Genomic DNA, 14,334 nt, shown 5'->3' with positions numbered 1-14,334 from the left:
ATGAGCGAGTTCCCCCTGTCCGGGTCGGCTATCCGTCCCGGCAAGATCATCGCGGTGCACCTCAACTACCGATCGCGCGCCGAGCAGCGCGGGCGCACCCCGGCCCAGCCGTCTTACTTCTTCAAACCGTCGTCGTCGCTGGCGGTCTCGGGCTCCGAGCTGGAGCGGCCGGCGGGGACCGAGCTCCTGGCGTTCGAGGGCGAGATCGCCCTGATCATCGGGAGACCCACCCGCAGGGTCGCGCCCGAGGAGGGCTGGGCCGCCGTCGAGGCGGTGACGGCCGCGAACGACTTCGGGCTCTACGATCTCCGCGCGGCCGACCGCGGCTCCAACGTGCGGTCGAAGGGGGGCGACGGCTTCACCCCCCTCGGGCCCGGCCTCATCCCGGTCGCAGAAATCGACCCGGCGTCCTTGCGCATCCGCACCTGGGTCGACGGACGGCTCGTGCAGGAGGCGACGACGGAAGAGCTGCTCTTCCCGTTCGGGCGGCTCGTCGCCGACCTGTCGCAGCTGATGACGCTCGAGCCCGGGGACATCATCCTCACCGGGACCCCGGCGGGTTCCACCGTCGTGGAACCCGGCCAGACAGTGGAGGTCGAGGTCGATGCGCCCAGCGCTCCCGGCGCTCCGAGTTCCGGGAGGCTGGTGACGCGGATCACGCAGGGCACCCTCACGTTCGGCGACTTCGGTGCGAAGCCGAGCATCGACGAGACGCAGCGGGCGGAGGCCTACGGCACACCGGCCGCTGACGGCCCGTCGTTGACTCAGGAGGTGCGGGCGCAGCTCGCGACCGTGACCACGGCCACCCTGAGCTCGCAACTGCGCAAGCGCGGTCTCGACAACGTGAGCATTGACGGTCTGACCTCCACCAAGCCCGGCACGAAACTCGTCGGGACGGCGAAGACGCTCCGGTACCTCCCCAACCGTGAAGACCTGTTCGCCTCGCACGGCGGCGGCTACAACGCCCAGAAGCGCGCCATCGACGCGGTGGGCGAAGGGGAGGTCGTCGTGATCGAGGCACGGGGCGAGCGCGGGAGCGGGACCGTGGGCGACGTCCTCGCGCTGCGCGCCCAGGTGCGCGGCGCGGCGGGGATCGTCACCGACGGCGGCGTCCGGGATATCGCGGCGGTCGCCTCCCTCGACATCCCGACCTACCACGGCGGCGCGCACCCCGCGGTCCTGGGGAGGCGGCACGTGCCTTGGGAGGCGGACGTCGCCATCGCGTGCGGCGGTGCCACGGTGCTGCCGGGCGACGTCATCGTCGGCGACGACGACGGGCTCGTGGTCATCCCGATCGCCCTCGTCGCCGAGGTGGCGGCGGCCGCCATCGAGCAGGAGCGCGAGGAGGAGTACGTCGCCGAGCAGGTGGCAGCCGGAGAGAAGATCGACGGACTCTTCCCGATGAACGAGGCGTGGACGGAGAGGTACCGCGCGTGGCGGGAACAGCAGTGAGCGCGGCCGCTGCCGGCCCGGGAACCGGCCCCGCGGCGACGCCGAGCAAGTCGCAGCTCGCGTACGAGTTCATCCGGGCGCGCATCGACGACGGCCGGTACGGCTCCGGTCTCCGGCTGGTGCTCGGCCAGATCGCCGGCGAGCTCGGCGTCAGCGTCGTCCCCGTCCGGGAGGCGATCCGGCGGCTGGAGGCGGAGGGTCTCGTCACGTTCGAGAAGAACGTCGGCGCGCAGGTCGCGCTCCTCCACGAGGCCGAGTACACGTACACGATGGAGACGCTGGCGCTCGTCGAGGGAGCGGCCACCCGCCTGTCGGCTCCCCTGCTCACCGGGGACCAACTCCATCGCGCCCGCCTCATCAACCGGGAGCTGGTCGCGTGCCTCGACGACTTCGTCCCGCACCGGTTCACCCAGCTCAACCAGGAGTTCCACTCGGTGCTCTTCGAGGAGTGCCCGAACCCGCACATCCTCGACCTCGTCCACCGCGGGTGGAACCGGCTCACTGTCCTCCGCGACTCGACTTTCGCCTTCGTGCCCGGTCGCGCCCGCGAGTCCGTCGACGAGCACGAGCACATCCTCCAGCTGATCGAGTCTGAGGCCGATGCCCTCGAGATCGAGCTCGCCGCCCGGAACCACCGGCTGGCGACGCTCGACGCCCTCCATCGCGCCCAGGCGGCCGAGTCCGGCCGCGACGGCGACGATCACCGCTGATCCCACAGACCTCACGACCGCACGACCGACAGGAGCACGCGATGACGCAGCACGCAGAGCCCACCCACCACGTCCCCGAGAACCTCCCCGGCACCATCCAGCACTTCATCGACGGGGAGTTCGTCGACAGCGTCTCGGGCCGGACCTTCGACGTGCTCGACCCGGTGTCGAACGAGACCTATGTCACCGCCGCCGCGGGGCAGAGGGAGGACATCGACCTGGCCGTCGCGGCGGCGACCCGCGCCTTCAAGGAGGGCCCGTGGCCGCGGATGAAGCCGCGCGAGCGCGCCCGGGTGCTCAACCGGATCGCCGACGCGGTGGAGGCGCAGGACGCCCGGCTCGCGGAGCTCGAGACGTTCGACACCGGCCTCCCCATCACCCAGGCGCTCGGGCAGGCGCAGCGTGCGGCCGAGAACTTCCGCTTCTTCGCCGACCTGATCGTGGCCCAGTCCGATGACGCGTACAAGGTGCCGGGGAGCCAGCTCAACTACGTGAACCGCAAGCCGATCGGCGTCGCCGGGCTCATCACGCCGTGGAACACGCCTTTCATGCTGGAGAGCTGGAAGCTGGCGCCGGCCCTCGCCTCCGGGTGCACCGTCGTGCTCAAGCCCGCCGAGTTCACGCCCCTGTCGGCCTCGCTCTGGGCGGGGATCTTCCGCGACGCGGGCCTCCCCGACGGCGTGTTCAACCTCGTCAACGGCCTCGGCGAGGAGGCGGGCGACGCGCTCGTGAAGCACCCGGATGTCCCGCTCATCTCCTTCACTGGCGAGAGCCGCACCGGGCAGATCATCTTCGCCAACGCGGCGCCGTTCCTGAAGGGCCTGTCGATGGAGCTCGGCGGCAAGTCGCCGGCCGTCGTCTTCGCCGACGCCGACCTGGAGGCTGCGATCGATTCGACCTTGTTCGGCGTGTTCTCGCTGAACGGCGAGCGCTGCACCGCCGGGTCGCGCATCCTGGTCGAGCGGGCGATCTACGACGAGTTCTGCGAGCGCTACGCGGAGCGCGCGAAGAACATCGTGGTCGGCGACCCCCACGACCCGAAGACCGAGGTCGGTGCGCTGGTGCACCCCGAGCACCACGAGAAGGTGATGAGCTACGTCGAGCTCGGCAAGCAGGAGGGACGACTCCTGGCCGGCGGCGGCCGACCGGAGGGGCTGCCGACCGGCAACTACGTCGCGCCGACGGTGTTCGCCGACGTCGCACCCGACGCACGGATCTTCCAGGAGGAGATCTTCGGCCCGGTCGTCGCCATCACCCCGTTCGACACCGACGAGGAGGCGCTCGAGCTCGCCAACGGCGTCCGCTACGGGCTCGCCGCCTACATCTGGACCAGCGACCTCACCCGCGCCCACACCTTCGCGCAGAGCGTGGAGGCGGGGATGGTCTGGCTGAACTCGCACAACGTTCGCGACCTCCGTACCCCGTTCGGCGGCGTCAAGGCGTCCGGACTCGGGCACGAGGGCGGCTACCGCTCGATCGACTTCTACACCGACCAGCAGGCCGTCCACATCACCCTCGGAGCGGTCCACACCGCCCGGTTCGGCGCCACCGTCCATCAGCCCGAGGAGGCCGCCGAGGCCGCCGAGGACGCAGGGGACGCGTGACCCGGCAGTGACACGGCGGCGGATCGCCGCCACGCCCGCAGACCACTCGACGAAGAGGAAGCTCACCATGACCATCACCCCCGACTCCCCGGAGCCCACCGTGACCGACAGCGACCCGATCCCGGCGCCGACCGATCCCATTCCGACCCCGAAGGCGACACCGCCCGACATCGTGCGCTGCGCCTCCATGGAGCTGGTCGTCACCGACTTGGCCGCGAGCCGCGAGTTCTATGTGGACGTCCTTGGGCTGGTGGTGACCGAGGAGGACGAGAACGCGGTCTACCTGCGCTCGTTCGAGGAGTTCATCCACCACAACCTCGTGCTGCGCAAAGGCCCGGCGCCCGCGGTCGCGGCCTTCTCGTACCGGGTCCGGACACCCGAGGACCTCGACCGAGCCGTCGCGTTCTACACCGAGCTGGGCTGCCGGGTCGAACGCCGCGCCTCCGGCTTCACGAAGGGCATCGGCGACTCCGTCCGCGTGGAGGACCCGCTCGGCTTCCCGTACGAGTTCTTCTACGACGTGCAGCACGTCGAGCGCCTCGCCTGGCGCTACGACCTGTACACGCCGGGCGCCCTGGTACGCCTCGACCACTTCAACCAGGTGACGCCTGACGTGCCGCGTGCCGTGAAGTACATGGAGGACCTCGGCTTCCGCGTCACGGAGGACATCCAGGACGAAGCCGGCACGACGTATGCCGCGTGGATGCGCCGCAAGCCGACCGTCCACGACACCGCCATGACCGGAGGCGACGGGCCGCGCATGCACCACATCGCCTTCGCCACGCACGAGAAGCACAACATCATCGCCATCTGCGACAAGCTCGGCGCGCTCCGTCGCTCCGACTGCATCGAGCGCGGGCCCGGGCGCCACGGCGTCTCGAACGCGTTCTACCTCTACCTGCGCGACCCAGACGGCCACCGCATCGAGATCTACACGCAGGACTACTACACCGGCGACCCGGACAACCCCGTCGTCACGTGGGATGTGCACGACAACCAGCGCCGCGACTGGTGGGGCAACCCGGTCGTCCCCTCCTGGTACACCGAGGCCTCGACCGTCCTCGACCTCGACGGCAACCCGCAACCGCTCACCACGCGCACCGACGACTCCGAGATGGAGGTCACCATCGGCGCCGACGGGTTCTCGTACACCCGCAAGGAGGAGCAGCCGCGCGGGTTCAAGCTCGGCGCGCAGGTGTAGGGCCGCTTGGCGCGGTCTCAAGCCGAGACGGACACCGCAAGCACCGGCCGGAAGAACGCCGCGAGCTCGTCCGTCGCGCGGAGCGGCAGGACGTCCGCCACATATTGGTCCGGCCGCACAACGACGATCGCTCCGCCGCGGTCGATGCCGCGCTCCACGAAGATGTCGTGCTCCGGGTCCGCGGCGTACACCTTCTCGTAGTCGATGAGCTCGAACGGCCCGACCCGCGGGAGGAACGCCTCCGGCACCGCTCCGATGTCGACGCCCGTGTGGTCCTGCTGGTACACGACCTTCACGTCGAACCACGCATCCGGGTCGAGCCCGGCCGGCGTCGCGGCGAGAGGCGACTCCGGGGAGGCGGTGAGCCAGTCGGCGAAGTCCCGCACGGCCGACGCCTCGCCGGCCCGCGCAGCGTCGGCGAACACGTAGATCCGCCATCGGCCGTCGGCCCTGGCGTGGTGGCCGAGGTGGACCGGGTTGCCGTCGCAGACGCGCTCGACGGGCGCCGATTTGAACCGCTTGCCGATCGGGAACCCGGTCGCGAGCGCCTGGTGCTCCGCCTCGGCGACGATCAGCGACGGCGAGTACTGCGTCATGAAGCCGGCGGGGAATTCTGCAGTGCGGACGTAGAAGTCTTCGAGCTCCGTCGGGCTCGCGAACTCCTCCGGCTTCTTCGCCATGAGGGTCGACCACTGCTTGTCGAAGTCGATCAGCTCCTTCGCGACGACCTGGCGCTCGGCCGAGTACGTGGCGAGCAGCGCCTCCGGGCTGCGGCCGTCGAGCACATGGCCGAGCTTCCAGCCGATGTTGAAGCCGTCCTGCATCGAGACGTTCATGCCCTGGCCGGCTTTCGCGCTGTGCGTGTGGCAGGCGTCGCCCGTGATGAAGATGCGGGGCGTGCGGCGGCCGAGGTCGGCCGGCAGCACGTCGTCGAACCGGTCGGTCAGGCGGTGGCCGACCTCGTAGACGCTGTGCCAGGCGACGTCGCGGACGTCGAGCGTGTACGGGTGGAGGATCTCGTTGGCCCGCGCGATGATCTGGTCGATCGTCGTCGCCCGGACGGCCCCGTGGTCCTCGGGGCGCACCTCCCCCAGGTCGACGTACATCCGGAAGAGGTAGCCGCCCTCGCGCGGGATCAGGAGGATGTTTCCGGCCTCCGACTGGATCGAGCACTTGGTGCGGATGTCCGGGAAGTCGGTGACCGCCAGCACGTCCATGACGCCCCACGCGTGGTTCGCCTGATCGCCGGCGAGGTGGCAGCCGATCGCCTCGCGGACCTTGCTGCGGGCGCCGTCGGCTCCGACGACGTACTTCGCACGCACGACGCGCTCGGCGCCGCCCGCATCCTCGATCCGCCGCAGCGTCACGGAGACCGGGTACTCGGCGGCATCGTCGACCTCGAGGCGGACGAACTCCCAGCCGTAGTCGGGCCGCAGGCGCGTCGGTGCGTTGGCGGCACACTCGGCGAAGTAGTCGAGCACGCGCGCCTGGTTGACGAGGAGGTGCGGGAACTCGCTCACGCCCGTCGGGTCGTCGGCGGGCCGGGCGGTCCGGACGATGCGGGAGGGGTCGGCGGGGTCCGGTTTCCAGAACGCCATCTCGGTGATCCGGTAGGCCTCGGCGGTGATCCGCTCCGCGAACCCGAAGGCCTGGAAGGTCTCGACGCTGCGCGCCTGGATGCCGTCCGCCTGGCCGATCTCGAGCCTCCCGGGCCGGCGATCGATGATCCGCGTGTGGACCGAGGGGAACTGCGCGAGCTGGGCGGCGGCGATCATGCCCGCGGGTCCCGTCCCGACGATGAGGACGTCCATCGTGTCGGGGAGCTCGGCGGGCCGGTCGATACCGGTGCCTGCCGGGGGTTGGACCCTCGGGTCTCCGGAGACGTAGCCGTGGTGGTGGAACTGCACGGGGGACCTCACTTCATCGTGCGGTTGCTGTTCGATATCAGAACAAGGCGTTCTCATTCAGACACCTCATGGTACGGCGGGCCCGGGAGGCGCAGCAAGCGTCCCGCATCGGCTCCGCGGCCCACGCGAGGCTGGGCATCCCACCGGCAACCGACTGATGTTCTAGAATGATCACTCAAGGCTTGGCGACCGGGGGGATTCATCATGGCACGCCTGTTTCGGGGCACGAAGCGCAGGAACGGCACGGAGCGCAGGAGTGGCACGGAGCGCAGGAGTGGCACGACCCGCGCGACGCGCGCGACGAAGCTCGCGCGCTCGGCGTCCGCGATCCTGCTGGTCACCGTGCTGGCCCTCGGCTTCCTTGCCGTGAACGGCGAACTGTCTCGGAGCGGCCCGCTCTCCGCGCCCCGAATCGCTCTCGTCAACGAGGACCTCGCGGCCGACTTCAACGGCACCTCGTACACCTTCGGCGCGAACTTCGTCGACCGAGTCTCGAAGGACACGGAGTACAACTGGTCGGTGCTCTCGCGGCCGGTCGCCGAGAAGGCCTACAAAGACGCCTCTCTCGACGCCGTGATCTACATTCCGCAGTCGTTCTCACGCGACCTCCTGACCCTCCAGGAGGTCGACCCGACGAGGGCGACCGTCGAGTTCAAGGTGCGGCGTCAGGCCGACGAGCCCTCGGACCGGCTGCTGACGAGCAAGGTCACCGGCATCGTGCAGGGGTTCAACAAGAGTGTCGTGACGATGTACTACGCGTCGGTCGCTGGCAACATCGCACAGGCCGACGGCCAGATGAACGCAGCGCTGGGCAACCAGGGAGCACTGATCACCGCTTTGTCGTCGGACGTGGATGAGCCCTTCTCGAGGACGATCCCGAATTTCGAGGCATTTGTGGCGAGCGCCACAGCACTGAAGGGCATCGACGCGGCGACCGTCGAGGCGCGGAACGCCTTCACCGAGTCGGTCACCAGCACGCTCACCGCAACCAGTGGCGCTTTTCGCGATCAGCTGCCTCTTCTCGACGCGTACGCGCTCCGCCAGCAGGAGATCGCACGCCTCAACGTGACGAACAGCAACTCGGGCATCGCCGGTCAGGCCGTCTCGGATCGCACCTTCTACGGGATGCAGTTCGACGGCTTGAGGAACACGACCCTGTGCGCGCTCGATGGGGTCGGTGTGAACGACGACCCGGAGGCCTGCCTGACCCCCGAGGGAACCGTGCCACCGAGTCTGGCCACCGCACTCGGATCGCTGCGACAAGCGATGGCCCTCTACTCCGCCGAGCACTCCGCCGCCGTCGACGCCCTGGACGCGAACGCCACCGCACTTCGTGATGACCTCGCGACCAGGATCGCGAACCTCGAAGGGCTTGCAGCGGTCTTGAAGCCCCTCGCGTATCCGAGCGGTACCGAAGGCTCGGGCGGTCCCTCCGAGCCTGCTACCCCGCTCGTGGATCCTGCTGTGCTGCAGACGCTGAAGGCGGACATCAAGGCGCTCAAGAAGGTTCGGGGTTCCTTACCGTTCGACGCGCCAACTGCTCCGCAATTCGATTCCGCGTTGGCGAGCGTGGACACCGGGTTCGCCGACGTCGTCGCTGCCCTCAGGGGCGCGAACTTCTACGCAAGCGCGGTCCGGAGTCTCGAGATCAAAGACTGGGAGAGCTTCCGACCCGACGACCCGAACCTCTATATCGACACCAGTGACGAGTTGCACCGGAACCTCGCCGACCTGGTGACGCAATCCGCAGACACGAGCAGCAGGATCGCGGGCAGCGCAACGGCCGTGCCGGACAATCTCGCTCAATTCGACGCGCTGCTGCGAGGCGCCGATGTCACCTACAGCGACGCTTCGAGGATCCGGGCCGGGGTCGCTGAGCTGCTGACGAACGGGAACACCGGCCTGAGGAAGAACGAGCAGTTCTACCGCAACTTCTCGACGGTGCTGGCGAATGCCAGGACACCGGGTGCCGATCTCGGCAAGATCCAGGACTTCTTCTCGGCCCCCATCGCTGCGAAAGACATCACGCCGGCCCGCGTCGTCGGCCCGGCCTCTTTCGACCCTGCGTGGCTGATCGTCTTCGCCACCGGGCTGCTGTCCGGTGCGCTCGTCATGGTGCTGGCGCGGACCTTCCGCACCCGCAGGGGCGCCTGAGGCGGCGTGCTCGGGCAGGTTCACACCGCTTGAGGCTTGGCAGACCTAGCGCTCCGCTGCGACACTCAGCGCTTCGAGTACCCGACTAGAACGGAGACGTAAGGCGCGATGTCGTTGCGGACCAGATGATAGAAGGGGGTGTTCTGCTGCAGTCCGTTCACGTCCAAGGTCGCCAAGAGTTGCGCGTAGACGTGTTCGGCCTGAACCTCGAAGTCGCCGGTGACCATGCCGCTGAGCAGTGGCGAGACGTCGAAGTACGAGTGGAAGAGGAGCCCTTCTTCGGGTTGGACGGAGTCTTGACGAATCGGGAGGAACATCTCAATGTCGACCATCTCGTCCAACGGAACGTTGTTGAGGCTGTAGAAGAGGGGTCCCTTCGGGTCGTATCCGTTCTGCGTGATGGCGGAGGTAAACTCTCCGAACCGTTCACCGAGCTCGCTGTAATGGAACGTCGCACGGGAACTCAGGACGTTTTGGTAGGCCAGCCTCTTGCCGAACGCCGCGAGCTGCCAGGTGTTCTCCGTCACCGCTCGACCGCTTCGATGTACAGATCGAGCATGGTCTCGCCATAGACGTCGAGGATCACATGGTAAATCGTCTGCACTGTCAATCCGGCTTCCTGCAGCATCCTCTCGATGTCGTCGTAGGGCACCGGCTCATCGATGTCCACGTGCCGGTAGAAGTAGTCGGTGTCGAGAGTGAGTCGCTCATTGAACTCGAAGCCGGTGCCGTGGGCCCCCACCAGGTTCATCCGATTGCCCAGGGTGGTCATGAGCGTGAAGTCCCGTGAATCGGGTAGGGCGCGAAACACCGTTGGCCCTGTCACGTAATAGCCGTTCCGGACCAGCGCGCGTCGGAATTCGTCGACCGTTCCGTCAATGATCTCGAGCAGCTGGTCGGCGTCTTGGAGGTTGAGGGTCAAACTGACCACATTGTGCAAACTCAGCGTGCGACGCCTCAGCTTCAAGCGCGACGTTGCTTCCCTCTCCATTGCTAAACACCTGCAGAGAAGTTCTTGGCGAAGACCCAGAACAGCGCAAGGGCGACCGCGATCCCGAACACCCACATCGCGGTCTTCCTGGCCAACCTGCGACGCTCATCCTTCGGAAGCCGCGGAGGTCGGGCCTCCCAATAGGCGCGATCCTTGGACTTGAGATAGGCAAGATACGCGAACTCCACCGGAAGACTCGGCGTTACGCACGCGAAGAAGATGAGCCCCAGCGCCCCAAGGGAGTTCGCCAGGTACTGGCCCGAGGTCAGCACGTTCGGCACTACCGCCACCAGACCGAAAGTGATCCACACGATCTTCGACCTGTTCGACCGGGACACGGCCACGAAGTTGCCAATCGTGCGCTCCTCCGAATGCCCTACCCGCAACCGATGCCTCAACATCAGCGCGTGAACCACGACCGCCGCGGCCACGACGCCGAGACCGACGGAGCCGGTAACGGCGAACAACACTGTCGAGACTCTCTTGTCGGGCACGTTGACGAATGCCACCAGCGGGACGGTGAGCAAACACACGCCGTATACGAGGCCTAGTGCCATGCCCGCCAAGGCGACCGAGAAGAAGACTTGGAACTTGTAGAGCAGCTTTCTGAATACCGAAAGCGCCATGAACAGCGCACTTATTGCGATGATGACCACATTGACATCACGAACAAATGACAAGACTTCACGACCTTCGTCTGCGCTCAGCAGACTCAGTCCGAAGGTGACGATGCCGACCAGAAACATGATGAGAACTGGAAGCACCGAGAGGTTGCCCAGGGAGGCCCGAGAGTTGGCCAGAGCCTGAAAATAGATGCGATTCGCATCCCGAACAGATGCACTGTTCATCGCCTTTGCGGTCACCGATATGCCTTCCTGATGACTTGTTTTGCGAGCCCCGTCGGGGAGTCGCCCTCGATCCACGGAAAATTCAGCGCAACACCCACAAGCAATCCGACGCCCGCTCCCACAACGGTGCCGAGTGGCGGCAGGAAGAGTGAGCCGAACGCTGCCCCTACGCCGGTCGACGCTGCTGCGCTCGCGAGGTCGACGCCGGTGCCCACCGCAAAATCCTGGATGTCGTTCTCCTGCACGCCGTCGCGGAAGTAGGTGTCCACGATGCGCGAGGACGGTGCGTGCAGTACCGAGATCGCTCCATTGCTAAACACCCGCAGAGAAGTTCTTGGCGAAGACCCAGAACAGCGCAAGGGCGACCGCGATCCCGAACACCCACATCGCGGTCTTCCTGGCCAACCTGCGACGCTCATCCTTCGGAAGCCGCGGAGGTCGGGCCTCCCAGTAGGCGCGATCCTTGGACTTGAGATAGGCAAGATACGCGAACTCCACCGGAAGACTCGGCGTCACACACGCGAAGAAGATGAGCCCGATCGCCCCAAGGGAGTTCGCCAGGTACTGACCCGACGTCAGCACGTTCGGTACTACCGCCACCAGACCGAAAGTGATCCACACGATCTTCGACCTGTTCGATCGGGACACGGCCACGAAGTTGCCAATCGTGCGCTCCTCCGAATGCCCTACCCGCAACCGATGCCTCAACATCAGCGCGTGAACCACGATTGCGCCAACCAGGATCGCCGAAGCCGCTATAACAAAAATGACGAATATGTCTGAGCGATACTCTCTCTCCCCTTGGGTTTCGACGAAAGTCACCAAGGGAAGTGGGAGCAGACACACGCTGTAAACCAGCCCGAGCGCGGCGACTGCCATAACGGTCGAGAACATTGCCTGGAACCGGTAGAGCAGTCTCCTGAATACGGATATCAACAAGACAACTGCGCTCATCCCGATGAGGATCATGTTGACGTCGCGGACGAGCCACAGTACCTGGTGGCCTTGAGCTGCACTCGGTGCGTTGAAGAAGTAGCTCAAAGCACCCAGAAGCGCCAATATGAGGATCGCCAGAGTCGGGAGCTGTCCTAGCGATGCCCGACTTGTGGCCAAAGCCTGAAAGTATGTGCGGTTCGCGTCCTCGACGGATTTCTGGCCCATTTTGTTTACCTGTAGATCTTCTTGATTGTTTCTTTGGCGGCATCCGTCGGCGAGATCCCGTTCCACGCCGGAGCATCAATCACAGCGCCCGCGATCAACCCGACTGCGGCTCCAACGACGGTGCCGAGCGGAGGCAAGAAGAACGAGCCGGCTGCTGCTCCGATACCGGCGGACACGGCTGCGTGCGCGAGGTCGACACCGGTATCGACTGCGAAGTCTGGCCAGTCTGTGGCTTGAACGCCGTCTCGGAAGTAGGTGTCGGCATTACCGGCGACGGTGAGGACGGCGCCGGCTGCGCCGAGTCCTTTGCCGAGCTTGCCAAGAGCGGAGGCGCTCGACCAGCCGTGAAAGTCATCGAGGGGCGCAGCGAGGCCGCGCACGCCGGCCTTGATCGGCTGCCGATAGTGGTCGATCCGGACCTCGGTGGATTGGTTGAACTGCTTGCCGCGCGCATAGAGAAATGCTTTCTGCCCGCTGGCCTCCGGCCGGTAGAGATATCGATCACCCCACCGGAGCCGACCCGTTGCATCCTTCGTGATCTTCTTGTCGCCCAGGTAATTGAGAATGTCCCGCCTGGTAGCGAGCGTCCCGGCTCCGGTGCCGAGACTGCCGACGACGCTGAGCCCGATCTTGGTGTCGTCGAGCTGGTTCAGCAGCGCGACCGTGTCGCCGGTCGCCGCGGCAAGGTTGTCCAGCCGGTCCATGAAGAGACCCTTCGAAGCCGAATCGAACTGTTGGAGCGCGGTCAGCTTGCCTTCCAGATCGCGGATGTCGTTCTCCAGCTGGTTCAGCACCATTTCCAGCTGAGTGTTCTTTACTCGCAGCGCTTCGGACAGCGCCGGTACCGCTGTCAAGGAATTCGAGGCAGCAGTATTGACCTCGATCAGGTGCTCGGTCGCGTCCCGCTGGCGCCTGGTTGCTTCGAGCTGCTTCTTGAGCTCGTCCTCTTTCAGAACTCCGAAAGCACGAATCTTCGAGTCTTGGTACGAGTACCTCTCCAGGTCATCCCGGATGGCTCCGAGTTCGGCCTTCGCATCTGCGACACACGGTGCAATGACCTGCGCGAACAGCGATTGGACGGCGGCATAACCCCTGCCTGAGAGCTCTCCCGTGCCCAGCGCGGCTCTCAGGCGGCTCGTCGCACTCTGCACCGCATCGAGCACCGACTCGGCGGCGGCGAGATTGGCTGACAAAGCGGCCGTAATGCTGCTCGAATCTCCGGGATCGTAAATCAGTCCCACGATTCACCCGCTCTCCCCCCACGCAGCCGTTCCCGTTCCGTCTCGGCCTCCGCGCGCATTTGGCGCGCCCCCTCGTCCACCAGCTCTTCCAGTTCGTTTGCAAGCTGCCTCACGTACGCGTCGACTTCTCTTCGCGCCGCCAGCCCCCTGGCCACGCCATAGTCCTTCTCGCCGATCGCGTGTCCGGCCTCCTCATAGCGCGCAGCATCAAGTCGCATGACCTCCCGATACCGTTCCCACTCTTGCTCTAGGAGACGGAGCGTTGCGATCTGGTCTGCAGTGCGGCTCTCGCACGCCGGGATTTCTTGCTTGATGTCGTCATTGCGCGTTGACGGACCAGCGTTCATCGCGCTTCACCCCAGGCCGAGGCGTCCCGGTCATCGCGTGCCCCGACCTCAGTCGCGAGAGCGGTGATCTTGGAGGCTTGTCGCTTGACCGCCGACGCCAGCTCAGCGATGCAGTCCATGAGCGAGTTCGCAACGAGAGTCCCGTCTTTCATGCTCGAGACGTTGCTCGACCCGAGAGTGGCCGGCTGGACTTCTGGAGCTACCTCGACCTTCGTGAAACCCGCCACAGCATCCTGTGCAGCACTGAGATTCGACGAAACCTTCACGGTCTCTTCCTCCGATCTTCCTGGTCGGCCAGTCGTCGAAGCGCAATGAAGGGATCCCTCGCGACCTCCGCAGTGGCATCGTTGTTGACGCCATCCGGCGTCTCCGGGATGGCGGTGAGCGCCCCGGCGAAACGTCGCGCGGGCTTCGTCGCACGTCGGCCGTTCTGCATCTGGTCCAGAAGGTCGTCGAGGAAGGCAGCATCTGCGGCGTTCGTGTAACCCTCGAAGACGACCTCCTCGATTGCGTCGGCGAGGATCGGGAAGGTCTCCTGATCCGGCGCCTCGCCGTAGGGATGCGGCGCCACCAGATAGCGAGGCACCACATCGTCACGTTCCGTGTCCGGCCGGAACGCCCCGCGCGCGACGACGACGAACAGGCCGGAGACCTCCGCCGTCTCAAGCCGCACGATCGAGCCCAAGCCCATAAGTTCTCCTCGGAGCTTCAACGCCAA

The 14,334-nt window shown here is 66.3% G+C and carries 15 protein-coding genes; 5 read left to right on the top strand and 10 right to left on the bottom strand.

Going from position 1 to position 14,334, the window contains the following annotated elements; genetic code table 11:
* The 4 genes from FPT20_RS01415 (at position 1) to hpaD (ending at position 4,967) form a co-directional block, all read left to right on the top strand.
* The gene (locus FPT20_RS01415; protein WP_158861891.1) at positions 1-1,452 is read left to right on the top strand and encodes a fumarylacetoacetate hydrolase family protein; all 1,452 of its coding nucleotides are present in this window, start codon (positions 1-3) and stop codon (positions 1,450-1,452) included.
* Positions 1,434-2,162 carry a GntR family transcriptional regulator gene (locus FPT20_RS01410; protein WP_442786461.1) on the top strand — a complete coding sequence of 243 codons (729 nt, stop codon included), beginning with the start codon at positions 1,434-1,436 and terminating at the stop codon, positions 2,160-2,162. The genes FPT20_RS01415 and FPT20_RS01410 overlap by 19 nt, the downstream gene beginning before the upstream one ends.
* A gap of 41 nt (positions 2,163-2,203) precedes the next feature.
* Positions 2,204-3,766 carry a 5-carboxymethyl-2-hydroxymuconate semialdehyde dehydrogenase gene (hpaE, locus tag FPT20_RS01405; RefSeq protein WP_158861890.1) on the top strand — a complete coding sequence of 521 codons (1,563 nt, stop codon included), beginning with the start codon at positions 2,204-2,206 and terminating at the stop codon, positions 3,764-3,766.
* A 67-nt stretch (positions 3,767-3,833) separates the two neighbouring features.
* A complete protein-coding gene (gene hpaD / locus FPT20_RS01400) occupies positions 3,834-4,967 on the top strand; it encodes a 3,4-dihydroxyphenylacetate 2,3-dioxygenase (RefSeq protein WP_158861889.1) in 1,134 nt (377 codons plus the stop codon).
* 17 nt (positions 4,968-4,984) lie between these two features.
* Here hpaD and FPT20_RS01395 read toward each other — a convergent pair whose 3' ends face one another.
* Positions 4,985-6,874, bottom strand: a complete 1,890-nt coding sequence (locus tag FPT20_RS01395) for an FAD-binding monooxygenase (protein ID WP_158861888.1) — start codon at positions 6,872-6,874, stop codon at positions 4,985-4,987.
* A gap of 204 nt (positions 6,875-7,078) precedes the next feature.
* Between FPT20_RS01395 and esaA the strand changes: the two genes are divergently transcribed.
* On the top strand, positions 7,079-9,028 hold the full coding sequence (esaA, locus tag FPT20_RS01390) for a type VII secretion protein EsaA (RefSeq protein ID WP_158861887.1): 1,950 nt from the start codon (positions 7,079-7,081) through the stop codon (positions 9,026-9,028).
* A 65-nt stretch (positions 9,029-9,093) separates the two neighbouring features.
* On the opposite strand, the gene FPT20_RS01385 is transcribed toward esaA, so the two are convergent.
* From FPT20_RS01385 to FPT20_RS01345, 9 genes are all read right to left on the bottom strand, one after another.
* The gene (locus FPT20_RS01385; protein WP_158861886.1) at positions 9,094-9,555 is read right to left on the bottom strand and encodes a DUF5085 family protein; all 462 of its coding nucleotides are present in this window, start codon (positions 9,553-9,555) and stop codon (positions 9,094-9,096) included.
* Positions 9,552-10,019 (bottom strand): hypothetical protein, encoded by a 468-nt coding sequence (locus FPT20_RS01380; protein WP_233265347.1) that lies wholly within the window; start codon positions 10,017-10,019, stop codon positions 9,552-9,554. Before FPT20_RS01380 ends, FPT20_RS01385 begins: the two co-directional genes overlap by 4 nt.
* 2 nt (positions 10,020-10,021) lie before the next feature.
* Positions 10,022-10,882, bottom strand: a complete 861-nt coding sequence (locus tag FPT20_RS01375) for a hypothetical protein (RefSeq protein ID WP_233265346.1) — start codon at positions 10,880-10,882, stop codon at positions 10,022-10,024.
* Positions 10,879-11,136: a hypothetical protein gene (locus FPT20_RS01370; protein WP_158861885.1), complete on the bottom strand. Its 258-nt coding sequence runs from the start codon at positions 11,134-11,136 to the stop codon at positions 10,879-10,881. Before FPT20_RS01370 ends, FPT20_RS01375 begins: the two co-directional genes overlap by 4 nt.
* Positions 11,137-11,179: 43 nt before the next feature.
* Positions 11,180-12,028 (bottom strand): hypothetical protein, encoded by an 849-nt coding sequence (locus FPT20_RS01365; RefSeq protein WP_158861884.1) that lies wholly within the window; start codon positions 12,026-12,028, stop codon positions 11,180-11,182.
* A 5-nt stretch (positions 12,029-12,033) separates the two neighbouring features.
* Positions 12,034-13,269 (bottom strand): hypothetical protein, encoded by a 1,236-nt coding sequence (locus FPT20_RS01360; protein ID WP_158861883.1) that lies wholly within the window; start codon positions 13,267-13,269, stop codon positions 12,034-12,036.
* Positions 13,260-13,616: a hypothetical protein gene (locus tag FPT20_RS01355; protein ID WP_158861882.1), complete on the bottom strand. Its 357-nt coding sequence runs from the start codon at positions 13,614-13,616 to the stop codon at positions 13,260-13,262. Before FPT20_RS01355 ends, FPT20_RS01360 begins: the two co-directional genes overlap by 10 nt.
* Positions 13,613-13,768, bottom strand: coding sequence for a hypothetical protein (locus tag FPT20_RS17915; protein ID WP_233265345.1), 156 nt, complete (start codon positions 13,766-13,768; stop codon positions 13,613-13,615). Before FPT20_RS17915 ends, FPT20_RS01355 begins: the two co-directional genes overlap by 4 nt.
* Positions 13,769-13,878: 110 nt before the next feature.
* A complete protein-coding gene (locus FPT20_RS01345) occupies positions 13,879-14,334 on the bottom strand; it encodes a DUF4176 domain-containing protein (RefSeq protein WP_233265344.1) in 456 nt (151 codons plus the stop codon).

This window comes from Leifsonia sp. AG29 (genome assembly GCF_009765225.1).
In the GTDB taxonomy this organism is placed as follows: domain Bacteria; phylum Actinomycetota; class Actinomycetes; order Actinomycetales; family Microbacteriaceae; genus Leifsonia.
Note: the sequence above shows the minus strand (reverse complement) of the source record. Positions and strands in the feature narration are given on the sequence as shown.